The organism is Streptomyces sp. SD31 (assembly GCF_052068475.1).
GTDB lineage: Bacteria > Actinomycetota > Actinomycetes > Streptomycetales > Streptomycetaceae > Streptomyces.
Window position 1 is genome coordinate 524434 of sequence record NZ_JBQHCX010000002.1, and the last position, 25411, is coordinate 549844.

Below are 25411 nucleotides of genomic sequence, written 5' to 3' on the forward strand. Positions count from 1 at the left end.
GAAGCCGTGTCGGGCCAAGGGTGGGGAAGGGCGAACAGTTGGCGCAGAGCAGTGTGCGGGGGGAGGTCCCCGCGGTGGAGGACACCATGTCCCTCACACCGCGGGCTGACCAGGACACGCCGGCCGACCAGGGCGGCCGGCACGGTGGCGGGGGTCGCGGGGGCGGCCGCGGAGGCGACGGCAGGCGCCGCAGACGGCGTGCGCTGCGCTGGTCGGCGACGGTTCTGGCGGTGGTGATACTGGGCACCGCGGGTGCCGGGTATCTCTACTACCAGCACCTCAACGGCAATCTGAAGAAGGACGACCTCAATATCGGCGACGCGAAGGACCGCGCCGCAGAGACCAAGGCGAACGCGGCCGGCCAGACGCCGCTGAACATCCTGCTGATCGGCTCGGACGCGCGGGACAGCAAGGAGAACCAGAAACTCGGCGGCGCCAAGGAGACGTTCGGCGCCACTCCGCTCGCCGACGTCCAGATGCTGCTGCACGTCTCCGCCGACCGCACCAACATGTCGGTCGTGAGCATGCCGCGCGACACGCTGGTGGACATCCCCAAGTGCACGGACCCGGACAGCGGGGACGTCTACGAGGCCGTCGACCGCGCGATGACGAATCGGTCGCTGGGCCGCGGCGGCCCAGGGTGCTCGGTGGCGACGTGGGAGAAGCTCACCGACATCCACATCGACCACTTCATGATGATCGACTTCTCGGGCGTGGTGTCGATGGCCGACGCGATCGGCGGCGTGCCGGTCTGCGTGAACGCCAACATCCACTCCAAGGACAGCGAGGGCCACGGCTCCGGGCTGAAGCTGGAGAAGGGCACGACGTACGTCCAGGGCGAGCAGGCCCTGCAGTGGCTGCGCACCCGGTACGGCTTCGAGGACGGCAGCGATCTGGCCCGCGCCAAGGCGCAGCACATGTACATGAACTCGATGGTCCGTGAGCTGCGCAAGAACGCGAAGCTCAGCAACCCGGGCAAGCTGCGCGCCCTCGCCGAGGCGGCCACCAAGGCGCTCACCGTCGACCCGGGCCTGGGCACGGTGGCGAAGCTGTACGACCTGGCCGGCGAGCTCAAGAAGGTGCCGACCTCCCGCATCACCATGACGACGATGCCGAACGAGTACGACACGATCCAGACCGGCCGGGTGGTGCCCACCGAGGACGCGACCAAGCTGTTCCGGCTGGTGCGCGAGGACGTCGCGCTCGACGGCAAGGACAAGAAGAAGCCCACCGAGGAGAAGGCCTCCACCGACCCGGCGGCGGCGGACGGCGAGATAGCCGTCCAGGTGCAGAACGGCACGCGCACCGACACCCTCGCCGCGGCCCGCGGCCGTGCGACCACCGTCGCCGGGCTGCTCGTCGACAAGGGCTTCACCCAGGCCGTGGCGGACGCCTCGGCCACGCCGGTCGAGGACGCGACGCTCGTCCGCTACCCGAGCGCCGAGCTGGAGGGCGACGCCCAGCGGGTCGCCAAGGCCCTCGGCATCCCGGCCAGCGCCGTGGAGAAGTCCACGGACGTCTCCGGCGTCACCCTCGTCGTCGGCGCCGACTGGCGGGAGGGGACGGCGTACAAGGCCCCGAAGCAGGACGACAAGGCGCCGGACACGGCGGACGCGCTGAACGCCTCCGACACCAAGGCCTGCATGAAGGTGAACCCGAACTTCACGTGGTGACGCCAACTCACCTCATCGGCGGGCTCAGTTGACGCTGAGCACCGCCGGGCGGCGGGAGGCGATGACCTTCTTCGCCAGGGACCGCGGGCTGGTCAGGAAGCCGTAGCCCCAGGACATGTGCATGGTGGCGAGGGCGACCGGAATCTGGAGGCGTGCCTTCAGCGGGAGGCCCCTGCCGGCCGGGACGGAGCCCGCGGTGATGGCCGCGAGATAGCCGCCGGGGACCACCAGGGCCCACGGGGTCACCAGGGCGCCCAGCACGAGGCCCGCCGCGATCGCGCACACCGCCGTCGGCGGGGCGAGGTAGCGCAGGTTGATGGAGCCGGAGTGGTAGCGGGCGACGACATGGCGCCAGCGGCCGTAGTCCTTGTACTGCTTGGCGAGGGCGCGCACCGAAGGACGCGGCCGGTACGACACCTTCAGCTCGGGCGAGAACCAGATCAGCCCGCCCGCTTCCCTGATCCGGAAGTTGAGCTCCCAGTCCTGGGCGCGGATGAACTCCTCGTTGTAGCCGCCCTGTTGCTCCAGGGCCTCGCGCCGGAAGACGCCGAGGTAGACGGTCTCGGCCGCCTGCGCCTCGCCGCCGGTGTGGAAGGCGGCGTTGCCGACCCCGATCTTCGAGGTCATCGCGGCGGCGACAGCGTGCTCCCAGTCGTTCTCGCCCTCGGCGTGCATGATGCCGCCGACGTTCTGCGCGCCGGTCTCCTCCAGGAGCCGTACGGCGGTGGCGATGTAGTTCGGCGAGAGGATCCCGTGCCCGTCGACGCGGACGACGATCGGGTGGCGGGAGGCCTTGATCGCGGCGTTGAGCGCGGCGGGCGTACGTCCGGTCGGATTCGGAACCGTGTGGACGCGGGAGTCCTCGGCGACGAGCTGAGCCGCGATCTCGTCCGTGCGGTCCGTGGACGGACCGAGGGCGATCACGACCTCCATCTCGCCGGCGTACTCCTGCGCGAGGATCGCTTGGACTGCTCCGCGCAGATGCCGCTCCTCGTTCAGGACGGGCATGATGACGGACACGGCGGGGAGCTGCACGTCGGGATTGGCGTTCATAGGGGGCTCACGTTACCGCGAACGGGGGACACCGGTGCGCCCCGCCGGGGTCGCTGCCCCGGTCAGCAGATCGTATGGGCCTACGGTGCTCACGGATCCCACGTACGGCCCCCAGGGCAAGCCCCAGCGGAAGGTAGCCCCCCATGCCCACGCCGCCCCGCCGCTCCCCCGCCCCTCCGCAGCGCCGCCCGCAGCCGACCCGCGGCGGGGCGCGGCCGGTCGCGCCCGTGCGGCGGAGAAGGCCGCGCTGGGCCATGCGGGCGGTGACCACACTGTCTGTGGTGGTCCTCGCCTCCGCCGGGATCGGGCACGCGGTGGTCACCAGCCTGGACGCGAAGATCGCGCGCGTGGACCCGTTCAAGGACATGAAGAACCGGCCGCAGGCCGGGCACGGGATGAACGTCCTCCTGGTCGGCACGGACGGCCGTGACCGCATCAGCGAGGAGGAGCGGCGCAAGTACCGGCTGGGCGGGGCACCCTGCCACTGCACCGACACGATCATGATCGTGCACATCTCGGAGGACCGGGAGCGGGCGAGTGTGGTGAGCCTGCCGCGCGACTCGTACGCCGAGGTGCCCGCCGGTCCGGGGCGCAAGGCACACCCCATCAAGATCAACGCGGCGTACGCGGAGGGCGGCCCGAACCTCACCGTCGCCACGGTCGAGCACATGACCCGCATCAAGATCGACCATTATCTGGAGGTCGACTTCACCAGCTTCATGAGGACGGTGGACGTGGTCGGCGGCGTGCAGATCTGCACCGCCGAGCCGATGAAGGACTCGTACACCGGACTCGACCTGCCGGCCGGCACGCACCGGCTGATGGGCGGCGAGGCGTTGCAGTACGTGCGTTCGCGGCATGTCGACAGCGACTCCGACCTGGGCCGGGTGCAGCGCCAGCAGCGTTTCATGGCGGCGCTGATCGAGCGGGCGACGTCGTCCGGGATCCTGCTGAACCCGATGCGGTTCCGGGACGTGACGCGGGCGGTGCTGGGTTCGGTGCGGGCCGACAAGGGGTTCGGGACGGGCGAGTTGCTCGACCTCGGGCGGGCGATGCGGAACTTCTCGCCGTCGTCGTCGGAGTTCACGACCGTGCCCATCCGGCAGCTGGGGTACACCGTGAAGGGCGTCGGTTCCACGGTGAAGTGGGACGCCGCGAAGTCCGAGCGTCTGTTCAGGGCGCTGCGCGAGGACGAGCCGCTGTCCGTGCACCGACCGAAGCGCAGGCCGGTCCGGGTGGAGGTCGCCCCGCAGGAGATCCACGTCCAGGTGGAGAACGGCACTCAGTCCGCGGACCTCGGCAAGCGCGTCGATGCGGCGCTGGCGGCTACCGGGTTCCGGACGACGGGGCGGCCGGTGAGCGCGGCGGACCGCCCGGTGAAGCGGACGGTCGTCGCCCACGACCCGCGCTGGGACCGCTCGGCGAAGTCCCTGGCCGCCGCGGTGCCGGGGAGCGAGCTGCGCGCGGTGAAGGGGCTGGGACCGACGCTGAAGGTGATCGTCGGGACGGATTTCAGGCAGGTACGCAAGGTACGGGCCGACGACTCGACCGAGGGCGAGTCGATGGTGGTACGGGGCGACGAGGCGGGGTGCTCGTAGGGGATCACGCTCCTCACCTGCACCGAGGCGGGCCGTAACCTCAATGGACCCGTGCGGCGGCCTCCGGCGTAGCGCCGGGCACCTTGCCGTGTGCGGCACCCGGGGTGAATCGTTCGCGTCCGTCCGATGGCGCGGTGCGGCGGGCGGGCGTAGGACGGAAGGGCACGGGGCCCGCCCCGGGCTTCCCGCACCCCAGGAGGAGCCATGACCCAGCAACGAACCATGACTGCCATGAGCAAGGAGATGCAGGCCTGCGTCGACGCGTGCATGTCCTGCCACGTGGTCTGCGAGGAGACGATGAGCTCCTGCATGCAGATGGGCGGCCAGCCGCAGATGCAGATCATGCGGGCGCTCATGGACTGCGCCGAGACGACCCGTATGTGCGCGGACATGATGATGCGCCGCTCGCCGATGTCGGCCGAGATGTGCGCGATGTGCGCCAAGGCCTGTGACATGTGTGCCGAGGCGTGTATGTCCATGCCGGACGACCCGCAGATGATGCGCTGTGCCGAGGCGTGTCGCCGCTGCGCCGAGTCCTGCCGCGCGATGTCGGGCGCCACCATGTGACGACAGTCCGGCGCCCCCCGGAAACACTCGAGGGCACCCCCTGGGGTGCCCTCGACTGCTGTGCGCGGACGCCGCTCGGGCCGCGCGCTGCTCAGTTGCCGGAGACGGTCACCGTCTCGTCGTTCTTCAGCTGCTCCACCAGCGTCTTCACCTTCGCCTTGTCCCAGACGAGGTTGCCGCCCGAGGAGCCGGAGATCGGCATGTTCATCGACTTGCCGTCGCCGCCGCTGACGCCCTTCATCGACCAGAACATGTCCGCCAGGTCGAACAGGCCCATGTCCTTGTCGACGATCAGCGAGTCCAGCCCCGCACCCATGGTCGGGTACAGCTTGAACGGGTTGAGGATCGTGCCCGGCGTCGCCACCTGGTTGGCCAGGGCCGAGAGGAACTTCTGCTGGTTCTTCGTACGGTCCAGGTCGGAGCCGGCCAGCGCGTACCGGGTGCGGACGAAGGCGAGTGCCTCCTCGCCGTTCAGGGTCTGCTTGCCCTTCTTGAAGTCCGCGCCGGACTTGGTGTCCTTGATGTCCTGCGGGATGTCGATCTCGACACCGCCGACCGCGTCCACGATGTTCGCGAAGCCCGCGAAGCCGATCTCGACGTAGTGGTCGATGTGCAGCCCGGTGTTGTACTCGACGGTGCGGACCAGCAGCTCCGGGCCGTCCTCGGCGTACGCGGCGTTCAGCTTCACGTGCCGGCCGGTGCCCTTGTACGTCTTGCCGGACTCGGAGCCCACGAAAGTCGGTATCTCGACGTCCGAGTCACGCGGCAGCGAGATCAGCGTCGGCCCGTTGCTGCCGGTGTGCAGGATCATCATCGAGTCCGTGCGCTTGCCCTCGGCGGACCCGGTGTGCAGCTTTTTCTTCTCCTCGGCCGACATGCCCGCACGGCTGTCGGAGCCGACGATCAGGTAGTTGGTGCCCTCGCCCGCCTCCGGCCGGTCGATGACCTTGGACAGGTCGACCTCGCGGTTGAGCTTGGAGTCGGCCCAGAAGTAGGTGGCGACGGACGTCACGACCAGGACGGTCACGACGGTGATCGCGGTCACCTTGATACGGCGCCGCCAGTTCGGCGCGGGCCGCGGCTCGCGCATCCCGCGGCCCCCGGGGCCACCCGGGCCGCCGGACCCGCCGTAGACCTGGCCGGTGTTGTAGCCGCTGTCGTACCCGTCGTCGCGGACGGTGTCGTCGCCGTAGCCGCCGTGGCCCTGGCCGTTCACGTACGACGGCTGCTGCGGCACCCCGCCGTACCCCTGGCCGGGCGGCGCCGCCGGACCGCGGCGGACCTGCCGCATCACGCGCGCGCCCTCGGGCTGTGCCCTTGAGCTGCCGCGTCCGTAGCGGTCACCGCGATTGTCGTCGGACCATCCACCGGGCCAGTCATTCATGCGCCCCAGTGTGCAGGGCACGACCAGGTCACTTACAAGGTTCGCGGGAAAATAGAGGCACGGCTGTTGCGAACCCAACACAAAGTCCGCGAATCTCGGGGCGGCATAAGGTGGAGGCCATGACAGACCAGGTCACCGCCGCAGAGTCGGGCACTCCGGAGATCCCGGGCAAGCCGACCTCCGCGTCCCGCACCACCCTCAGCCACATCATGACCCACAACGACACCAACCTGCTGGGTACGGTGCACGGCGGCGTGATCATGAAACTTGTCGACGACGCGGCGGGCGCCGTGGCCGGCCGGCACAGCGGCGGCCCCGCCGTCACCGCCTCCATGGACGAGATGGCCTTCCTGGAGCCGGTCCGCGTCGGCGACCTCGTCCATGTGAAGGCCCAGGTCAACTGGACCGGCCGGACCTCGATGGAGGTCGGCGTACGGGTCCTGGCCGAGCGCTGGAACGAGTCGGCGCCGCCCACCCAGGTCGGCTCGGCCTACCTGGTGTTCGCGGCGGTGGACGCCGACGGCAAGCCGCGCCGCGTCCCCCCGGTGATACCGGAGACCGAGCGCGACAAGCGCCGTAACCAGGAGGCGCAGATCCGCCGCACCCACCGCCTGGCCCGCCGCCGCGCCATCATGGAACTGCGCCAGAAGCGGGCGGCGGAGGGTTTCGACGACTGAGCGCGCCGCCGGCCCGGTGGACACACCGACACCGCCCCGACACCGACGAAGCCCCCGGCATCACGCCGGGGGCTTCGTCGTGCGAGGACCCTGTCGGAGGGCTACGGCAGGTTCCGCGCCATCACGATGCGCTGGACCTGGTTCGTGCCCTCGTAGATCTGCGTGATCTTGGCGTCGCGCATCATGCGCTCCACCGGGTAGTCACGGGTGTAGCCGTAGCCGCCGAGCAGTTGGACGGCGTCCGTGGTGACCTCCATCGCCACATCGGACGCGAAGCACTTGGCGGCGGCGCCCAGGTAGGTGAGGTCGGCGTCGCCGCGCTCGGAGGCGGCGGCGGCCTGGTAGGTCAGGGCGCGGGCGGCCGAGATCTTCATGGCCATGTCGGCGAGCATGAACTGGATGCCCTGGAAGTCGGCGATCGGCTTGCCGAACTGCTTGCGCTCCTGGACGTAGCCCTTGGCGTAGTCGAGGGCGCCCTGCGCGATGCCCAGCGCCTGCGCGGCGATCGTGATGCGGGTGTGGTCCAGCGTCTTCATCGCCGTGGCGAAGCCGGTGCCCTCCTCGCCGATCATGCGGTCCGCGGGGATGCGAACGTTGTCCAGGTAGACCTCGCGGGTCGGGGAGCCCTTGATGCCGAGCTTCTTCTCGGGGGCGCCGAAGGAGACGCCTTCGTCGGACTTCTCGACGACGAAGGCCGATATGCCCTTCGAGCGCTTGGTGGGGTCGGTGACCGCCATCACCGTGTAGTACTCGGAGACGCCGGCGTTGGTGATCCAGCGCTTCACGCCGTTCAGGACGTAGTGGTCGCCGTCGCGGACCGCCTTCGTCTTCATGCCGGCGGCGTCGGAACCCGCGTCCGGCTCGGAGAGGCAGTACGAGAACATGCCGTCGCCCTTGGCGAGCGGGGTCATGTACCGCTTCTTGAGGTCCTCGGAGCCGGAGAGGATCACCGGGAGCGAGCCCAGCTTGTTCACCGCGGGGATGAGGGAGGAGGACGCGCAGACGCGGGACACCTCCTCGATCACGATCACCGTGGCGAGGGCGTCCGCGCCCGCGCCGCCGTACTCCTCGGGCACGTGCACCGCGTGCAGGTCATTGGCGACCAGCGCGTCCAGCGCCTCCTGCGGGAAGCGGGCCTCCTCGTCCACCGCGGCAGCGTGCGGCGCGATCTTCGCCTCGGCCAGCGAGCGGATCGCGTCGCGGAGCATGTCGTGCTCCTCGGACGGGCGGTACAGGTCGAAGTCAGCCGATCCGGCCAAGGTCTCTCACGCTCCAAGGACGCTGTGGGGTCTAAGTGCGGTGCTGGCGCTAATTACCGTTAAGTAACTCAAATTTTAGGGGGCCGCTCACGGGAGTGATACGTGAGCTTGGCGACAGCGGGAAAGTTGCCCGTCGAACGCCCCGACTATGCTCGGGGCCGCATCACCGCCGGACTTCCGTAGACCTCTGGAGTACCCCATGGCCCTCAAGATCACCGTGATCGGCACCGGTTATCTCGGCGCGACGCACGCCGCGGCCATGGCCGAGCTCGGCTTCGAGGTGCTGGGGCTCGATGTCGTGCCGGAGAAGATCGAGATGCTGCGGCGCGGCGAGGTCCCGATGTACGAGCCGGGGCTGGAGGAGCTGCTGCGCAAGCACGTGGCCGGCATCGAGGGGTCGACCGGTCGGCTGCGGTTCACGATGGACTGGGCCGAGGTCGGGGCGTTCGGCGATGTGCACTTCGTGTGCGTGAACACGCCTCAGCGGCACGGCGAGTACGCCTGTGACATGTCGTACGTCGAGCGGGCCTTCGAGTCGCTCGCCCCGCACCTCACCGGCCCCGCCCTCGTCGTCGGCAAGTCCACCGTCCCCGTCGGCTCCGCCGACCGCCTCGCCGCCTACCTCGCCGAGCACGCGCCGGCGGGCGAGGACGCCGAGCTGGCCTGGAACCCGGAGTTCCTGCGGGAGGGCTTCGCCGTCGACGACACGCTGCACCCGGACCGGATCGTGGTCGGCGTGCGCAGCGAGCGGGCCGAGAAGCTGCTGCGCGAGGTGTACACGACGCCGATCGCCGCCGGCTCCCCCTTCGTCGTCACCGACTTCCCCACCGCCGAGCTGGTGAAGACGTCCGCCAACTCCTTCCTCGCCACCAAGATCTCCTTCATCAACGCGATGGCGGAGGTGTGCGAGGCCGCCGGCGGCGATGTCGCCAAGCTCGCCGAGGCCATCGGGTACGACGACCGGATCGGAAGGAAGTTCCTGCGAGCCGGGATCGGCTTCGGCGGCGGCTGCCTGCCCAAGGACATCCGCGCCTTCATGGCCCGGGCCGGTGAACTGGGCGCCGACCAGGCGCTGACCTTCCTGCGCGAGATCGACTCGATCAACATGCGCCAGCGCGGCCAGATGGTCGAGCTCGCCCGGCAGGCGCTGGGCGGCGGGCCCTTCCTGGGCAAGCGGGTCGCCGTGCTCGGCGCCACCTTCAAGCCCGACTCCGACGACGTCCGGGACTCGCCCGCGCTGAACGTCGCCGGGCAGATCCACCTCCAGGGCGGCCAGGTCACGGTGTACGACCCGAAGGGCATGGACAACGCCCGCCGCCTCTTCCCGACCCTCGGCTACGCCGACAGCGCGATCGACGCCGTACGGGGCGCCGACGTCGTACTGCATCTGACGGAATGGCGGGAATTCCGCGAGCTGGACCCGGCGGCGCTGGGCGATGTCGCGACGGCTCGGGTCATTCTGGACGGGCGCAATGCCCTGGACCCGGAGTTGTGGCGGAAGGCCGGCTGGACTTATCGGGCGATGGGGCGGCCGACGGCCTGAGAAAAGGCGTCCGTTCGTGCGGGCCGTCCGGGCAAGGGAATCGTGCTCGGGCGGCCTTCCTCATGGGGGACGGGCCCATGGGCGCCCGGGGCCGCCCATGGCAGACCTGCACAACGGGCATATGCCGTTCTCCTTGAAATCCCCACGCGGCTGTGAATTCTATTCGAGTAGCGTGTGGGAATAGAAATGCTCGCACGCTAATTCTTCACAGCCGCATTGCGCGGAATAGCAACGGTCTCACCCGGTCTCACAGCAGGGGTCCCCTCGAAAGAGAGGCGCCGCAACAGGCGTTTAACTGACGCGTAGCCGCACGGAATTCGCGCGCCACTCCACTGGTCGACGTCCGCTGGTTTTGAACAGACCATGCCAGGAGTGACCATGCCCCTGTTCCGCCGGGCCCTGTGGCCGCACGACCACCGTGACGAACTGGTCGCGGGAGCGCTCGTCGGCGCCGTGGTGGTCGTACTCGGATACGCGTCGGGCATCGGCGCCCCGGCCGCCTCCTCCACTCCGAGCGCCGCACCGCCCGCGGCCACGACACCGGCCACTCCGGCCGAGTCCGCGCCGCCGACAGCTCCTGGGGGCGCCGCGGGAGGCATCCCGGGCGATCAGGCGGGCACCGGAGGGCTGCCGGTCACTGGCGGCACCGGCGTCTTCTACCCCGGCGGCACGGGCGAGGACCACGCGGGCCACACGGGCCACACGGGCGACACCAGCCACCCCGGACACGGCGCCTCCCCCACCCCGCCCGGTTCGGAGCCCACGCCCTCCCCCTCCGACCCGGCAGCCACTCCTCCACCGCCCGACGGTGACGGCACCTGCGAGGACGGCGAAGTCCGTCTCGTACGACCGCTCCTCACCGGCCTCACCGAGCCGGTCTTCGGCCTCCTCAACCCCACGGCCGAGGCATCCCCGACCCCACAGCCCTCCCCCTGCATCGGGCTCGCCCCGCTGCCCGCCCTCCTCGGCGGCACCAGCCCCGCCCCGGAGGCGACGCCGTGACCCTGCGCCGCGCCCTCACCCTCCTCGTCCTGACGCCGCTCCTCTACGTCCTGGCAGGCACCGCCCAGGCCGCCGCCCACACCGAGCTGGTCACCTCCAGCCCCGCCGACGGCGCCGAGTTGAAGCGGGCGCCCGACCACCTGACCCTCACCTTCGACGAGCCCGTCGACGTCGCCGAGGTCCGCGTCATGACCATGGACGGCGACCGGCTCCCGGTGTCCCTCGTGCCGGGGCACAAGGGCGATGTCGTACGGGCCGCCCTCGGGCACCCGGCCGACGGCTCCTTCGCCGTCGTCTGGTCGGTCGTCGACGAGGAGGACGGACACGCTTCCTCCGGCCGGCTCGACTTCGGCATCGCGGCACCCGCCGCACAGGACCGCGGCGACGAGGCCGCGCCCGCACCGTCCCCCCTGGTGCGCAAGGGCCTCGTCGCCGCTCGCTGGGCCGGCTATCTGTCGCTGGCGCTGTTCGTCGGCGGCCTCGCCTTCGTCACGCTGCTGTGGCCGCGCGGCGCGCACGAGCCGCGGGCCCGGGCGCTGCTGGGGCTGGCCTGGACGTGCGGGCTGCTGGCGTCGGTCGCGGCGATCGGGCTCCAGGGCGCGTACTCCCTCACGCTCGAATCCCCTCGCGCGGGGGGACCCTCATCGCTCGGTGGCCTGCGGGAGGCCCTGCGCGCCGAGACGTACGCCGACGTCCTGGCCACCGACCCCGGCGTCGTGCTCGCCGCCCGGGTCCTGCTGTGGGTGCTCGCGGCCGTGGTGCTGAGCGCGCTGCTGCAGGGCGGGCCGCGCACCTCCCGCTCCCCCGGCTGGCGGGTCGGCGCGCTCGCCGTCTGTCTGGGGCTGCTGCGGGCGACCGGCATGGCAGGCCACAACTCCGAGGGAGACGCGCCCACTTGGGGCGCGATCGCCGACCTCGTGCATCTGCTCGGCGTATCACTGTGGATCGGCGGGCTGGCCATGCTCGCGCTGGCGGTGCTGCCCCGACGGCGACCCGGTGAGCTGGCCGCTGTGGTGCCGGGCTACTCACGGCTGGCGGCGGTGAGCGTGGCGGGCATCGTCGCCGCCGGGCTGGTGCTGGCGTGGCAGGTCGTGGGGTCGTACGACGCCCTCCTGCACACCTCGTACGGGCACCTGCTGCTGGCCAAGACCGCCGTGCTGGGGGCCGTCCTGCCGATCGCCCTCGCCAGCCGTCAGTGGGTGCGCACCCGTCTCGATCTCGCCGTGCTGCTGCGCGGCGACGCCGCCACCGTGCGGCCCTTCGGTTACTCGGTCGCGGCCGAGACGGGGCTCGTCCTCGTCGTGCTCGCCGTGACGAGTCTGCTGGTCACGACCAACCCTGGCCAGTGAACGCCCAGGAAAATCAAAGGAGTTGCGTTGAAACGACGTAATGAGAGCGACGCGGCACCGCGCCGCCGGGCGCCCGCGGGCAACCGGGGTCTGCTGGTCGCCGGACTCGGCGCGGCGCTGACCGCGGTGCTCAGCCTGGGGCTGCTGCAGGCCGCCTCGGGCACCTCGGCGTCCGGGGCCTCCACGGCGGACGCGGGCGCGGCTCAGGCGCCCGCTGCCGCCGCGGCCCAGGCCCAGCCGGCCGCCGACGCGGCGCCGGACCACCAGGTCGACATCATGAACAACGAGTTCGGCGACGGGAAGCAGCTCGTCGTCGAAGTCGGCGACACGGTCCGCTGGACCAACCACGACAGCGTGCCGCACACGGTCACCACGACCAAGGGCCCGAAGAAGTTCGACTCGGGCACGCTGGAGCAGGGCGACTCGTGGTCGTACACCTTCACCACTGCCGGGACGTACGAGTACTACTGCGCGGTGCACCCGGACATGGTGGCGTCCGTGAAGGTCCTCGCCGACGACAGCGGCTCGTCCGGTGGTTCTGGCGGCGGCTCGTCCGGTGGCTCCTCGGGCGGGTCCAGCGGCGGCTCCTCCGGTGGATCCGGCTCCGGTGGCAGCACGGGCGGTACGTCCGGCGGCACCTCGGGCGGTTCGTCCGGTGGCGGCACGGGCGGCACCTCCGGCGGCACTTCGGGCGGTACGTCCGGCGGTGGCTCCGGTGGCGACGACGAGCAGTGCACCAGCGTCCAGGACGTACTGCTGCCGATCCTCCAGCACCTCAACTCCGCGCATCTGGAGCGGTCCCCGGGCCAGCAGGTGCAGGACGCGCTGGCGCTGGACGCGTACATCAAGACGCACACGGTGTGGATCGAGAGCATCCTGACGCCCGCCACCGAGGGCGGCGGCACGATCGCCGACGACACGCTCAGCGTGCTGCTGAACCACATCAACAAGGCGCACCTGGAGGAGTCGCCCGGGCAGCAGGTCGCCGATCTGCTGAACGCCGACAGCTACGTGAAGATGCACACGGTCTGGGCCGGGCAGCTGCTCGCCCCCACCGAGGACTTCCTCACCAACAGCTGCTGACACCGCCCGCGCGGAAGACGGACGCCGGTCCGGCCGAGGCTCAGTCGGCCGGACCGGCGCTCCCCCATTGTCCCCGTCACCGCCGCCCGTCCGGAACCGCTTTCCAAGGAGACCGGGATGACAACCGTCACCCTGCCCAGCAACCCGACCCCGCCCGGGGCCCCCGGCTCGCCCCCCTGGCTGCCCCTGCCCGGCCGCTACACCGTGGCCCCCGGCCGCTCGCTCGTCGAACTCACCGCGCTGTGCGGCCCGTTGCCGCTCCGACGCCGCCGCCTCACCCTCACGGTGGCCTCGCTCATCGTCCCCGAGACCGACGAACACCCCACCTTCCGCTTCGAGTTCGACGACGCCCACCTCAAGGGTGCCCTCAGCCTCGACCACGTCCACGCCACCGCCCACCAGGGCACCGGTACCACCGTCCAGCTGACCGGCGACCTCGGCATCGACCGCACCGCCGGCACCGGCTTCCCCGCGCTGCTACGGCTGCGGGTCGTCGAGCGGTCCGACGACCGGCTGCTCGTGGTGGGCACCGCCCGGCTGCCGTACCGGCTGCTGCGCCGCGCCACCGGCTTCCGGTTCGGCCGGCTGCGGCCCACGACCCGGCTGCGGCTGCTGGTCGCCGGGGAGTTCGTGTGAGGGCGGCACGGCGAGCGGTCCAGGGGACCGTCCTCGCCCTGGCCGTACCGTCGGTCCTGTCCGTCCTGGTCGGGCTGTTGCTCGTGGTGCCGGCCGGCCGGGCCTCGGCGGCGACGTACCGGGTCGCCATGAGCGGGTACGCGTTCAGCCCCGCGACCCTGACCGTCACCGCCGGTTCCACGGTCACCTGGACCAACCAGGACACCGCCCCGCACGACGCGAAGACCACGTCGGCTCCGGCCGCCTTCCACTCCCCCATGCTGAACAAGGGCGGAAGCTGGAGCTTCACCTTCACCACGCCGGGGACGTACGCCTACTACTGCACCGTCCACCCGAACATGACCGCCCGGATCGTGGTCCAGCCGGCGGCACCGGCGACCTCGGCACCGGCGCCTGCGCCGACGCACGACCACTCGGATACGGGGTCATCGACGGGACAACAGCCGTCCGGTCATCACGCGACCCCACCGAGTCGTACAGCGGCAACACGCCCACCGTCCACACCGTCCACGTCGGCTCCGGCGGCCGCCCAACATGCATCTCCGTCACCGACTCCCACGCCGACCGCGATGCCACAGACCCAGGTCGCGGCCTCGACCTCCCGCCCGCTGGACCCGTTGCTGGTCCTGACCGGGATGGTCGCAGGCGTAGCGGTCCTGTGCCTGCTCCTGGTGGGCTCAAGGGCATCCCGGGCCAGGGAAGAAGAGACCTGACACACAACCCGGCATCCCGGGGGCGTCATGGCGTCACTTGGCCCGATACCGCCGCATCTTCGCCCGCGCCCCGCACACCTGCATGGAGCACCACCGACCGCGGCCCCCCGGGCTGCGGTCGTAGTACGCCCAGTGACAGTCGACGGCCTCGCAGGCCTTCAGCCGGTTCCACGTGCCCTCGACCAGGGCCCGGGCGATCGCCGCCGCCACCCGCGAGGCCAACGGCCCCTCCTCGGCCGGGGCGAGCGTCGCCGAACCGTCACCCGCGTCCACCGCGACCACCAGCGGGCCCGCCGCCAGCAGCTCACCCAGCGGCGTCACGGCACGATGCGGCGGATGCCCCGCGTGCGCGAGCAGAGCCACCCGCAGGGACTCCCGCAGCTCCCGCGCTCCAGGTATGTCCTCCTCGGCCAGCCCGAAGCGTGCCCGGCCCTCCGCCGTGTCCAGCGAGTCGGCACCCGACTCGATGTCCAGCGTGTTGACCAGGGACTCGACCAGCTCCAGGCCCCCGGGCGCGGGCGATCTCTCACTCATGGCTGCACGCTACCTCCCGTTTCCCCTTGCGACGTTACCGCCAATGATGGAGTATGCAGTAACGGAGTTACCCCCTACTGAGCTGTAGGGGTAACCAAGACTTCGAGGAGGAAGTCATGGCCATCGCCGAACTGGGCGTCGTCGTCCTGGACTGTCCCGACCCCCGCGCCCTCGCTGACTTCTACGCGCGCGTGCTCGGCGGAGACGTCGAGGGCGAAGGAGACTGGGTGGACCTGAAGGTGCCCGGCGGGCAGTCGCTGGCGTTCCAGGCCGTCCCCGGGTTCGTACCGCCGCAGTGGCCGGCGCCCGATCACTCGCAGCAGTTCCATCTGGACCTGACCGTCGCGGACCTGGACGCGGCCGAGGAAGGCGTACTGGCACTGGGGGCGAAGCCTCTGGACACTGAGGACCGCGGCCGGAGTTTCCGGGTTTACGCGGATCCGGCCGGGCACCCGTTCTGCCTGTGCGCCTGCTGATCGCGCCCTGACCGCCGGGAGGAACCCATGGCCGCCGTGGCCCGCCTGCGCAACGTCGTCATCGACTGCCCCGACCCGCGCGCCCTCGCCCGCTTCTACGCCGGCGTCGGCGGCGGCACCCCCGAGGACGACGACCCCGAATGGGTCGTACTCCAGATCCCGGGCGGGCCACGGCTCGCCTTCCAGCCGGCGCCCGGGTACACCCCGCCGGAGTGGCCGCGGGCCGACCGCAACTCGCAGCAGTTCCACCTCGACTTCGACGCCGGGTCCACCTGGGAGGAGGTCGACGCGGCTGAGGAGAAGGTGCTGAAGCTGGGCGCGCGGCTGCTGCACGCCGAGGACAAGCAGGACTGGCGGGTCTACGCCGACCCGGCGGGCCATCCGTTCTGCCTCTGCCGGATCGAGCACCCGTGATCCGGCCTCCGGAGGCGGGCGGTCAGCCTTCCCGCGCCGCCTCGATCACCTCGTCCAGGGTCTCCCTGGAGCGGACGAGGTCGGCGATCAGGCGGTCGATGCGGTCGCGTTCGGCGGTGAGGTCCTCGACCAGCCGGGGCGTGGCGACGGCGGAGGGACCGCCGTCGCTGTCCCGCATGCAGGGCAGCAACTGCACGATCCGGCTGCTGTGCAGCCCGGCGGCGAACAGCTCCTGGATCCGGACGACCCGGTCCACGGCCGCCTCGGGGTAGTCGCGGTGCCCGCCCGGGGTGCGCTCGGCGCGCAGCAGGCCCTGGGTCTCGTAGTAGCGCAGCGACCGCTCACTCACGCCGGTGCGCCGGGCGAGTTCCCCGATCCGCATCTCCGCCTCCGCCTCCGTCGACTGCCCGGGCTTGAATCTGACACTGATGTCAGGTTTTAGCGTACGGGCATGACGCAGACGACGGATTTCCTGGCACCGGCCCGGCTCGGCCGGCTCTCACTTCCCCACCACCTGGTGATGGCACCGCTCACCCGCAACCGCGCGGCGGCGGACGGCACCCCGACCGACCTCATGGTCACCCACTACACCCAGCGCGCCACGGCCGGTCTGATCATCGGCGAGGCCTCGACACCGAACGCGGTCGGGCAGACGTACCCGAACATCACCGCGATCCACACCGACCGGCACCTGGCCGGGTGGCGGCGGGTGACCGAGGCCGTGCGGGAGGGCGGCGGGCGGATGTTCCTGCAGCTCCAGCACGGCGGGCGGGTCAGCCATCCGGAGACCACCGGCCTGACGCCCGTCGCGCCCTCCCCCGTGCCGCTGCCGGAGAAGATCTTCACGCCGCGCGGGCACCTGCCGGCCGTCGTCCCCCGGGAGATGACGGTCGACGACATCCGGGCCACCGTCGCCGACTTCGCCGCGGCCGCCCGCCGGGCCGTCGACGCGGGCTTCGAGGGAGTCGAGGTGCACTCGGCCAACGGGCATCTGCTGCACCAGTTCCTCGCCGGGAACACCAACCGCAGGACGGACGGATACGGCGGGCCGGCGGAGCGGCGGGGGCGCTTCACGGCGGAGGTGACCGAGGCTGTGGCCGATGCGATCGGCGCCGACCGGGTGGGCGTGCGGATCTCCCCGGGAAACACCGTCAACGGCATCGAGGAGGTCGACACCGACGTCCTCTACCCGGCGCTGGTGGCCCGGCTGCGGGCTCTGGACCTGGCGTATCTGCACCTCGTGCACGCCGACCCGGACACGGCGGTGTACCGGAGGATCCGCGCGGACTGGCCGGGCGTCCTGATCGGCAACCCGGTACTGCCCGACCTCACCACCGAGGGCGTCACCCGGGCCACGGCCGGCATGCTGGCCGCCGGGGCCGATCTGGTCGCCCTCGGCAGGCCGTTCCTCGCCAACCCGGACCTGGTCACCCGCCTGCGCCTCGGCGCACCGCTCAACCCTGTCCGGGACCGGTACCTGATGTACACGGGCGGGGCGACCGGTTACACCGACTACCCCGCCCTCGACGATCAGCCGTCCAGCGCCTCGATGGTCGCGTTGGACGGCCCCCGAGTCGCCTGAAGGTCGCGCGCCACGTCCTCCGCCGCGCCCAGCACCCGTACCGCGTTCTGCCAGGTCAGCTTGGCCAGGTCAGCCTTCGACCAGCCACGGTCCATCAGTTCGGCGATGAGGTTGGGGTAGCCGGAGACGTCGCCCAGGCCGTCAGGAGTGAAGGCGGTGCCGTCGTAGTCGCCGCCGATGCCGATGTGGTCCACCCCGGCCACCTCACGCATGTGGTCCAGATGGTCCGCGACCGTGGACACCGTGGCGACCGGACGCGGGTTGCTCTCCTCGAAGGCGCGGTGCACCTTCATCGCCTCGGCGGTCGTGTCGAGGTGGTGGAAACCGTGGGCACGCATGTTCTCGTCAGCCGCGGCCGTCCAGTCGACCGCCGCCTGGAGCACGAACTTCGGCACGAACGTCACCATGGCGACGCCGCCGTTGCCGGGAAGGCGTTCCAGGACGTCGTCGGGGATGTTGCGCGGGTGGTCGCACACCGCGCGGGAGGAGGAGTGGGAGAAGATCACGGGGGCCGACGTGGCGTCCAGCGCGTCGCGCATCGTCGTCGCCGCCACGTGCGAGAGGTCCACGAGCATGCCCTCGCGGTTCATCTCCCGGACGACCTCGCGGCCGAAGGCCGACAGACCGCCCACCCCGGGCTCGTCCGTCGCCGAGTCGGCCCACGCGATGTTGTCGTTGTGGGTGAGGGTCATGTAGCGGACGCCGAGCGCGTACAACGCCCGCAGCGTGGCGAGGGAGTTGGCGATGGAGTGGCCGCCTTCGGCGCCCATGAGGGAGGCGATACGGCCCTCCGCGCGGACGGCCTCCATGCCCGCCGCCGTCAGCGCGGGACGCAGGTCGTCCGGGTAGCGCGCCAGCAACTGCCGTACGCAGTCGATCTGTTCGAGGGTGGCGCTGACCGCCTTGTCGCCGGCGTAGTCCGAGCGGACGTACACCGACCAGAACTGCGCGCCCACGCCGCCCGCACGCAGGCGGGGGATGTCGGTGTGCAGGTGAGCGCCTTGGTGGACGGCGATGTCGCGGGCGTCTAGGTCGTAACGGACCTGTGCGCGCAGGGCCCACGGGAGGTCGTTGTGGCCGTCGACGACCGGGAACTCGCGCAGGAGTTCCCGGGCCGCCTCCGACGAGGCGGAGGTCATCGCCGTCACTTCCCCGAGCCGAAGCCGAAGCCGCTCGCACCCTCTACCTTGGCGCGCAGGCGCTTGCCCTTCTCGGTGGCCTGGTCGTTCAGGTCCTGCTGGAACTCCCGCATCCTCTGCAGCAGGTCCTCGTCGTGGGTGGCGAGGATACGGGCGGCGAGCAGACCGGCGTTGCGGGCGCCGGCGACCGAGACGGTGGCCACGGGCACGCCGGCCGGCATCTGCACGATCGAGAGCAGGGAGTCCATGCCGTCGAGGTACTTCAGCGGCACCGGGACGCCGATGACCGGCAGGGGCGTGACCGAGGCGAGCATGCCGGGCAGATGAGCGGCCCCGCCGGCACCGGCGATGATCACCTTCAGGCCGCGCTCGGCCGCCTGCTCACCGTAGGTGACCATCTCGCGCGGCATCCGGTGCGCGGAGACGACGTCGACCTCGTACTCGATCTCGAACTCGTCGAGGGCCTTGGCCGCCGCCTCCATGACGGGCCAGTCGGAGTCCGACCCCATGACGATGCCTACAACGGGGCTCATTCGGTGATCGTGCCTCTCAGGTAGCCGGCAGCGTGACGGGCGCGCTCCAGCACGTCGTCGAGGTCGTCGCCGTAGGTGTTGACGTGACCGACCTTGCGGCCGGGCTTCACGTCCTTGCCGTACATGTGGATCTTGAGCTGGGGGTCGCGGGCCATGCAGTGCAGGTACGCGGAGTACATGTCCGGGTAGTCGCCGCCCAGGACGTTGACCATGACGGTCCACTTGGCGCGCGGGCGCGGGTCGCCCAGGGGGAGGTCGAGGACCGCGCGGACGTGGTTGGCGAACTGGCTGGTGATCGCGCCGTCCTGGGTCCAGTGGCCCGAGTTGTGCGGGCGCATCGCCAGTTCGTTGACGAGGATGCGGCCGTCGCGGGTCTGGAACAGCTCGACGGCGAGGTGGCCGACGACGCCGAGTTCCTTGGCGATGGTGAGGGCCATCTCCTCGGCCTTCAGGGCGAGGGTCCGGTCGAGCTCGGGGGCGGGCGCTATGACGGTGTCGCAGACGCCGTTGACCTGCCGGGACTCGACCACCGGGTACGCGACGGCCTGGCCGTGCGGGGAGCGTACGACGTTCGCCGCGAGCTCCCGTACGAAGTCGACCTTCTCCTCGGCGAGGACCGGGACGCCGGCGCGGAACGGCTCGGCGGCCTCCTCGACGGAGTCGACGACCCAGACACCCTTGCCGTCGTAGCCGCCGCGGACGGTCTTGAGGACGACGGGGAAGCCGTCACCCTCGGCGCCCTCGGAGAGGCCTTCGGCCGCGAAGGCCGCCACATCCTGTGGGTCGGTCACGAGTCTGTGCCGTGGGCACGGCACGCCGATCGCGTCGAGCTTCGCGCGCATCACGCCCTTGTCCTGGGCGTGCACGAGTGCGTCGGGGCCCGGGCGGACGGGGATGCCGTCCGCCTCCAGAGCCCTGAGGTGCTCGGTGGGTACGTGTTCGTGATCGAAAGTGATCACATCGCAGCCCCTCGCGAAGTCGCGCAGCGTGTCGAGATCGCGATAGTCGCCGATGACGACATCGCTCACGACCTGCGCCGCGGAATCCTGAGGGGTGTCACTGAGGAGCTTGAACCTGATGCCCAGCGGGATGCCTGCCTCGTGTGTCATACGAGCGAGCTGGCCCCCGCCGACCATGCCGACTACCGGGAACGTCACGCCCCTAGGGTATCGGCCGCGTGAGGGCGACCCTCTTACCGGACTTTTCCTGGCCTCTTCCCGACCTGTGTCCCGACCTATGAGTTCGCCCACAGGCAATCGAGGAGGGGGGTGGTTAGCATGGCTGGGTTGACGAAACCGACCGACAAACCGACCGACAGGAGCCTTCACGACCATGGGACGTGGTTCCTCGGGGCTTCATGCGGCGCCTCCCGTACCTCGCAGTGCGGTGCGGCAACGCTTTGACCGGCTGATGCGTGAGGTCGCCAAGTTCGGCGCGGTGGGTGGGGCGGGGCTGCTGGTCAATCTCCTCGTGTTCAACCTGGTGCGGCATGTGACCGACCTCCAGGTGGTGCGGGCCAGTGTCATCGCGACCGTCGTCGCGATCGTCTTCAACTACGTCGGGTTCCGCTACTTCACGTACCGGGATCGTGACAAGAGTCGGCGTACGAAGGAACTGGGGCTGTTCCTGCTGTTCAGCGTGGTCGGTCTGGTGATCGAGAACGGTGTGCTGTACGCGGCGACGTACGGGTTCGGCTGGGACAGTCCGCTGCAGAGCAACATCTTCAAGTTCCTCGGTATCGGTATCGCGACGCTGTTCAGGTTCTGGTCGTATCGGACGTGGGTGTTCCGGGCGCTTCCTGCGGAGCAGGAGCAGGCGGTGGTCGGCGCGGAATCGTTCCTGGAGCCTCGGCCGGGGGCCGCGAAGCCGCGAGTGCGGCAGCGAGTGGGCTGATTTTTTCGCCCTCGCCGCCCCTACCCGTCCCATCCTGAAGGGGCTCCGCCCCTTCCACCCCGCTGAGGCTGCCGCCCCAGACCCCGCTTTCGGCCCTGAACGGGCCTCGTCCTCGAACTCCCCCAGAGGGGGCACCCCCAGACGGGCTGGAATGCCCCCTGCTACCGGACCGTCGGCCCCGCGTCCCCCGGCTGCTTCTTCGGTGGAGGCGTGCGGGAGAGGAACAGGGCGAGTACCGGGGGCTTCGTCTGGAGCATTTCCAGGCGGCCGCCGTCGGCTTCGGCCAGGTCGCGGGCTACCGCGAGGCCGATGCCTGTGGAGTTGCGGCCGCTGATCGCGCGCTCGAAGATGCGGGCGCCCAGGTCCGCCGGGATGCCCGGGCCCTCGTCGGTGACCTCGATGACCGCCTGGTTGCCGGTGACGCGGGTGCGCAGCGCCACCGTGCCGCCGCCGTGCATGAGGGAGTTCTCGATCAGGGCCGCCAGGACCTGAGCGACCGCCCCGGGGGTGCCGACCGCCGTGAGGTGGCGTTTGCCCGAGCTGACGATCGCCCGCCCGGCGCTGCGGTACGCCGGGCGCCACTCCGCCAGCTGCTGCTGGATGACCTCGTCGAGGTCGAAGGTGACGGCGGAGCCGTTGCGCGGGTCGCGGGAGTTGGTCAGGAGGCGTTCGACCACGTCCGTGAGGCGCTCGACCTGCGTCAGGGCGATCGTCGCCTCCTCCTTCACCGTGTCGAGATCCTCGGTGAGGGTGATCTCCTCCAGGCGCATGGACAGTGCCGTGAGCGGCGTGCGGAGCTGGTGCGAGGCGTCCGCGGCCAGGCGGCGTTCCGCCGTCAGCATGCGGGCGATGCGCTCGGCGGAGGAGTCCAGCACGTCGGCCACTCGGTCCAGCTCATGGACGCCGTACCGCTTGTGACGGGGGCGGGGGTCGCCCGAGCCGAGGCGTTCCGCCGTCTCGGCCAGGTCGGTGAGCGGGGAGGCGAGGCGGTTCGCCTGGCGGATCGCCAGCAGGACCGCCGCGATCACCGCCAGCAGCGCCACCGCCGCGATGATCAGCAACGTACGGCCGACCTCCCGCGTCACCGACGACCGCGGCTCCTGCACGGTGACCGTCTCGCCCTCCTCGCCGGTCTCCTTGGCGCTGATGACGTCACCGGTCGGCTTGGAGCCCACCTCGATCAGCGGCTTCCCCGGGATCCGGATCTCGGCGTAACGGTCCCCCTGGATCTGATCCCGCAGCACCGAGGCGTCCACGGTCTCGTCCCCGAGCAGCCGGCTGTCCACGATGCTGACCAGCCGCACCGCCTCGGTGTCCACCCGCTCCTGGGCGGTACTGGTGATCGTCCGGGTCTCGACGATGACCAGGGACACGCCGAAGACGGCGATGACGACGAGTACAACCGCGAGGGTCGACTGGATAAGACGGCGACGCACAGGTCCCTCCGGACAGTGACTCTAAAACGACCGGTACGTACTGCGCCCCTGAAAGGGGCGCGGGGAACTGCGCGACCAGCCACACACGACCCGCCGTCGCGCGCTCACACAAGCCCGCGACGGCGCGACCACGTCAACTCTTCTCGAACCGGAACCCCACACCCCGCACCGTGGCGATGTACCGAGGGTTCGCCGCATCGTCGCCGAGCTTCTTCCGCAGCCACGAGATGTGCATGTCGAGCGTCTTGGTCGACGACCACCAGGTCGTGTCCCAGACCTCCCGCATCAGCTGGTCCCGGGTCACCACCCGGCCCGCGTCGCGCACCAGCACCCGCAGCAGGTCGAACTCCTTGGCAGTGAGCTGGAGTTCCTCGTCGCCCATCCACGCCCGGTGCGACTCGACGTCGATCCGCACGCCGTGCGTGGCGGGCGGCTGCTGCGGCTCGGCCGACCCGCGCCTCAGCAGGGCCCGGACCCGCGCGAGCAGCTCGGCGAGCCGGAACGGCTTGGTGACGTAGTCGTCGGCGCCCGCGTCGAGGCCGACGACGGTGTCCACCTCGTCGGCGCGGGCGGTCAGGATGAGGACCGGCACGGTGTGGCCCTCGGCACGCAGTCGGCGGGCCACCTCCAGGCCGTCCATGCCGGGAAGACCGAGGTCCAGCACGACCAGGTCGATCCCGCCCTGCATTCCAGCGTCGAGCGCGGTGGGACCGTCCTCCCGCACCTCGACCTCGTACCCTTCCCGGCGCAGTGCGCGGGCCAGCGGCTCCGAAATGGACGCGTCGTCCTCGGCGAGCAGTACACGGGTCATGAGCTGATGGTAGTCCGCCCACGACAAGAGCTGGGGTGTGATCGGGTGCCTTGATTCTTACCCATCTCTGGCGCGTCTCTTACCTTCGACCGCTGTGGTACAGACCAGCACCTGAGGGGTGCGATCCTGTAAGGACCTTGGAAAGCGTGCCTACGGTTCCCTCGACACCTGTGATACCTGTCTCAAGTCCTTCCATATCCGGCGGTGTCCTGACGTATGGTGAATCAACGCCCGTAGCACTGCGGGGACCTTCGGCGGCACTTGACGCTGGGGGTCTCTTTTGTGTCTGCCTGGAATGACCTGTGGCCGGGCCCCCAAGGACGGGGGCGTGGATCCCGGTGGCCGCCGCCCTTCGCTCCGTGACCCGGAGCGGAACTCCCCGTGGGCGTGGGGGTGGGCGACTGTGCCCCGCCGGTGCCGGCCGCCCCCCACCGGGCGCGTGACAGTCAACGTCGGTGCGCGTCCCGACCAGCAAGGATCGACCATGGCGTCCAGCCTGACGAAGGACTCGGCCCGCCCGGGCACCCCCGGCTCCGAGAAGACCTTCTTCGGCCACCCCCGCGGACTGGCCACTCTCTTCATGACCGAGATGTGGGAGAGGTTCTCCTACTACGGCATGAGGGCACTGCTCCCGCTGTACCTCGTCGCTCCGGGCGGCCTGCACCTCAACGCGGCGACGGCCACCGCGATCTACTCCGTGTACGTGTCGCTGGTGTACCTGCTCGCCATGCCCGGCGGCTGGTTCGGCGACCGCGTGTGGGGTCCGCGCAAGACCGTCGCCGTCGCCGGCGGCGTCATCATGCTCGGCCACCTCACGCTGGCCCTGCCCTCCTCCGGCACCTTCTACGCCGGTCTCGGCCTGGTCGCCATCGGTTCGGGTCTGCTGAAGGCCAACATCTCGACGATGGTCGGCCACCTCTACGACGGACCGGGCGACCCGCGCCGCGACGGTGGCTTCACCGTCTTCTACATGGGCATCAACCTCGGTGCCTTCGCCGCGCCGCTGGTCATCGGCACCATCGGGGAGAGCGTCGACTGGCACCTGGGCTTCGCCCTCGCCGCGCTCGGCATGGCGCTGGGCCTCGCCCAGTTCCTGATCGGCTCCCGCCACCTGGCTGAGCGCTCCAGCGTCGTCCCGACGCCGCTGTCCGCCGAGGAGAAGGCCTCGACGCTGCGCAAGGCGGCGATCTGGGCCGGTATCGCGGTCGTCTTCTACGCCATCGTCGGCTTCTCCGGCCACTACACGCTGAACTGGATCCTGGTCCCGCTGACCCTGCTCGGCGTGATCATCCCGACGATGGTTCTGGTCCGCATCAAGCGCGACAAGGACCTGGACCGCACCGAGCAGAAGTCGATGTCCGCGTACATCTGGTTCTTCGTGGCCGCGGCCGTGTTCTGGATGATCTACGACCAGGGCGGCTCGACCCTGTCGATCTTCGCCGATTCGTCGGCCGAGAACAGCGTCTTCGGCTGGGGGTTCCCGGTCTCCTGGTACCAGTCGGTCAACCCGGTCCTGATCATGGCCCTGGCCCCGGTCTTCGCCTGGTTCTGGCTCGCGCTGAACAAGCGGGGCAAGGAGCCGAGCACGGTCGTGAAGTTCGCTTCCGGTCTGGTCCTGGTCGGCGCGTCCTTCTTCCTGTTCCTCGCCCCGCTGTCGATCGCCGAGGGCGGTCACAAGGCGGCCGCGATGTGGCTGGTGGCGATCTACTTCGTCCAGACCGTCGGTGAGCTTCTGGTCTCCCCGGTCGGCCTGTCGGTGACGACGAAGATGGCGCCCGCCAAGTACGCCTCCCAGATGATGGGCGTCTGGTTCCTGGCCGTCACCGCCGGTGACGCCACGACCGGGCTGCTCTCCATCGCCGGGGTCGACCTGAACAAGACGAACGTCGTGGCACTGGAAGCCACGCTCGCCGTGATCGCCGGTGTCGCGGTGTGGATGTACCGGAAGAACGTCAAGGCGCTCATGGGCGACGTCCACTAGCCGCCTGCGGCTGGGCTGAGCGGCCGGAGGCCGTCGCACTCACGTGAGTGCGACGGCCTCCGGCCTTTTGCGGGT

Annotated in this window: 25 protein-coding genes; 15 read left to right on the forward strand and 10 right to left on the reverse strand. The window is 70.5% G+C overall.

The features are described 5' to 3' along the window. The first annotated feature begins 86 nt into the window (after positions 1-86). Entirely contained in the window at positions 87-1673 is a 1587-nt protein-coding gene (locus tag ACTMVF_RS06300; RefSeq protein ID WP_441269932.1) for an LCP family protein, read from the forward strand. A gap of 24 nt (positions 1674-1697) precedes the next feature. Here the strand turns inward: ACTMVF_RS06300 and ACTMVF_RS06305 are convergent, their stop codons facing one another. After that, positions 1698-2726 carry a glycosyltransferase family 2 protein gene (locus tag ACTMVF_RS06305; protein WP_441269933.1) on the reverse strand — a complete coding sequence of 343 codons (1029 nt, stop codon included), beginning with the start codon at positions 2724-2726 and terminating at the stop codon, positions 1698-1700. A gap of 143 nt (positions 2727-2869) precedes the next feature. Between ACTMVF_RS06305 and ACTMVF_RS06310 the strand changes: the two genes are divergently transcribed. Together ACTMVF_RS06310 and ACTMVF_RS06315 are read left to right on the forward strand one after the other, a co-directional pair. After that, entirely contained in the window at positions 2870-4324 is a 1455-nt protein-coding gene (locus tag ACTMVF_RS06310) for an LCP family protein (RefSeq protein ID WP_441269934.1), read from the forward strand. A gap of 204 nt (positions 4325-4528) precedes the next feature. Further along, the gene (locus ACTMVF_RS06315; protein WP_441269935.1) at positions 4529-4891 is read left to right on the forward strand and encodes a four-helix bundle copper-binding protein; all 363 of its coding nucleotides are present in this window, start codon (positions 4529-4531) and stop codon (positions 4889-4891) included. Between the two features lie 91 nt (positions 4892-4982). On the opposite strand, the gene ACTMVF_RS06320 is transcribed toward ACTMVF_RS06315, so the two are convergent. Then, a complete protein-coding gene (locus tag ACTMVF_RS06320; protein WP_441269936.1) occupies positions 4983-6275 on the reverse strand; it encodes an LCP family protein in 1293 nt (430 codons plus the stop codon). A 119-nt stretch (positions 6276-6394) separates the two neighbouring features. Between ACTMVF_RS06320 and ACTMVF_RS06325 the strand changes: the two genes are divergently transcribed. Then, positions 6395-6952, forward strand: coding sequence for an acyl-CoA thioesterase (locus ACTMVF_RS06325; RefSeq protein ID WP_441269937.1), 558 nt, complete (start codon positions 6395-6397; stop codon positions 6950-6952). A gap of 101 nt (positions 6953-7053) precedes the next feature. Here the strand turns inward: ACTMVF_RS06325 and ACTMVF_RS06330 are convergent, their stop codons facing one another. Further along, positions 7054-8211 carry an acyl-CoA dehydrogenase gene (locus tag ACTMVF_RS06330; RefSeq protein WP_441269938.1) on the reverse strand — a complete coding sequence of 386 codons (1158 nt, stop codon included), beginning with the start codon at positions 8209-8211 and terminating at the stop codon, positions 7054-7056. A 199-nt stretch (positions 8212-8410) separates the two neighbouring features. Between ACTMVF_RS06330 and ACTMVF_RS06335 the strand changes: the two genes are divergently transcribed. The 6 genes from ACTMVF_RS06335 to ACTMVF_RS06360 all read left to right on the forward strand — a co-directional run bounded on the left by ACTMVF_RS06335 (position 8411) and on the right by ACTMVF_RS06360 (position 14537). Continuing rightward, entirely contained in the window at positions 8411-9754 is a 1344-nt protein-coding gene (locus tag ACTMVF_RS06335; protein ID WP_441269939.1) for a UDP-glucose dehydrogenase family protein, read from the forward strand. Between the two features lie 378 nt (positions 9755-10132). Next, positions 10133-10756 carry a hypothetical protein gene (locus tag ACTMVF_RS06340; protein WP_441269940.1) on the forward strand — a complete coding sequence of 208 codons (624 nt, stop codon included), beginning with the start codon at positions 10133-10135 and terminating at the stop codon, positions 10754-10756. After that, entirely contained in the window at positions 10753-12105 is a 1353-nt protein-coding gene (locus ACTMVF_RS06345; RefSeq protein ID WP_441269941.1) for a copper resistance CopC/CopD family protein, read from the forward strand. The genes ACTMVF_RS06340 and ACTMVF_RS06345 overlap by 4 nt, the downstream gene beginning before the upstream one ends. Before the next feature lie 27 nt (positions 12106-12132). Next, positions 12133-13188 carry a cupredoxin domain-containing protein gene (locus ACTMVF_RS06350; protein ID WP_441269942.1) on the forward strand — a complete coding sequence of 352 codons (1056 nt, stop codon included), beginning with the start codon at positions 12133-12135 and terminating at the stop codon, positions 13186-13188. A gap of 117 nt (positions 13189-13305) precedes the next feature. Beyond that, on the forward strand, positions 13306-13824 hold the full coding sequence (locus tag ACTMVF_RS06355; RefSeq protein WP_441269943.1) for a hypothetical protein: 519 nt from the start codon (positions 13306-13308) through the stop codon (positions 13822-13824). Beyond that, positions 13821-14537 carry a plastocyanin/azurin family copper-binding protein gene (locus ACTMVF_RS06360; RefSeq protein WP_441269944.1) on the forward strand — a complete coding sequence of 239 codons (717 nt, stop codon included), beginning with the start codon at positions 13821-13823 and terminating at the stop codon, positions 14535-14537. The genes ACTMVF_RS06355 and ACTMVF_RS06360 overlap by 4 nt, the downstream gene beginning before the upstream one ends. Before the next feature lie 33 nt (positions 14538-14570). Here the strand turns inward: ACTMVF_RS06360 and ACTMVF_RS06365 are convergent, their stop codons facing one another. After that, a complete protein-coding gene (locus ACTMVF_RS06365; protein ID WP_302000181.1) occupies positions 14571-15071 on the reverse strand; it encodes a CGNR zinc finger domain-containing protein in 501 nt (166 codons plus the stop codon). Between the two features lie 116 nt (positions 15072-15187). Here ACTMVF_RS06365 and ACTMVF_RS06370 point away from each other — a divergent pair, with 116 nt between their 5' ends. Further along, positions 15188-15547, forward strand: a complete 360-nt coding sequence (locus ACTMVF_RS06370; RefSeq protein ID WP_441269945.1) for a VOC family protein — start codon at positions 15188-15190, stop codon at positions 15545-15547. Between the two features lie 27 nt (positions 15548-15574). Next, the gene (locus ACTMVF_RS06375; protein WP_441269946.1) at positions 15575-15961 is read left to right on the forward strand and encodes a VOC family protein; all 387 of its coding nucleotides are present in this window, start codon (positions 15575-15577) and stop codon (positions 15959-15961) included. 22 nt (positions 15962-15983) lie between these two features. Here ACTMVF_RS06375 and ACTMVF_RS06380 read toward each other — a convergent pair whose 3' ends face one another. Next, a complete protein-coding gene (locus ACTMVF_RS06380) occupies positions 15984-16343 on the reverse strand; it encodes a MerR family transcriptional regulator (RefSeq protein ID WP_441269947.1) in 360 nt (119 codons plus the stop codon). A gap of 69 nt (positions 16344-16412) precedes the next feature. Between ACTMVF_RS06380 and ACTMVF_RS06385 the strand changes: the two genes are divergently transcribed. Beyond that, positions 16413-17543: an alkene reductase gene (locus ACTMVF_RS06385; protein ID WP_441269948.1), complete on the forward strand. Its 1131-nt coding sequence runs from the start codon at positions 16413-16415 to the stop codon at positions 17541-17543. On the opposite strand, the gene ACTMVF_RS06390 is transcribed toward ACTMVF_RS06385, so the two are convergent. From ACTMVF_RS06390 to ACTMVF_RS06400, 3 genes are read right to left on the reverse strand one after another with little or no spacing between them, the layout of a single operon-like run. After that, the gene (locus ACTMVF_RS06390; RefSeq protein WP_441269949.1) at positions 17492-18682 is read right to left on the reverse strand and encodes a dipeptidase; all 1191 of its coding nucleotides are present in this window, start codon (positions 18680-18682) and stop codon (positions 17492-17494) included. The genes ACTMVF_RS06385 and ACTMVF_RS06390 overlap by 52 nt on opposite strands. Positions 18683-18687: 5 nt before the next feature. Beyond that, positions 18688-19215, reverse strand: coding sequence for a 5-(carboxyamino)imidazole ribonucleotide mutase (gene purE / locus ACTMVF_RS06395; protein WP_441269950.1), 528 nt, complete (start codon positions 19213-19215; stop codon positions 18688-18690). Beyond that, complete coding sequence (locus ACTMVF_RS06400) at positions 19212-20372, reverse strand: 5-(carboxyamino)imidazole ribonucleotide synthase (RefSeq protein ID WP_441269951.1); 1161 nt, start codon at positions 20370-20372, stop codon at positions 19212-19214. Before ACTMVF_RS06400 ends, purE begins: the two co-directional genes overlap by 4 nt. 175 nt (positions 20373-20547) lie before the next feature. Between ACTMVF_RS06400 and ACTMVF_RS06405 the strand changes: the two genes are divergently transcribed. After that, positions 20548-21108, forward strand: coding sequence for a GtrA family protein (locus ACTMVF_RS06405; RefSeq protein WP_441269952.1), 561 nt, complete (start codon positions 20548-20550; stop codon positions 21106-21108). Between the two features lie 161 nt (positions 21109-21269). Here ACTMVF_RS06405 and ACTMVF_RS06410 read toward each other — a convergent pair whose 3' ends face one another. Further along, complete coding sequence (locus ACTMVF_RS06410; protein WP_441269953.1) at positions 21270-22544, reverse strand: ATP-binding protein; 1275 nt, start codon at positions 22542-22544, stop codon at positions 21270-21272. Positions 22545-22677: 133 nt separating this feature from the next. Next, positions 22678-23355: a response regulator transcription factor gene (locus ACTMVF_RS06415; RefSeq protein ID WP_441269954.1), complete on the reverse strand. Its 678-nt coding sequence runs from the start codon at positions 23353-23355 to the stop codon at positions 22678-22680. Between the two features lie 484 nt (positions 23356-23839). Between ACTMVF_RS06415 and ACTMVF_RS06420 the strand changes: the two genes are divergently transcribed. Further along, entirely contained in the window at positions 23840-25336 is a 1497-nt protein-coding gene (locus ACTMVF_RS06420; RefSeq protein ID WP_441269955.1) for an oligopeptide:H+ symporter, read from the forward strand. Positions 25337-25411 lie beyond the last annotated feature (75 nt).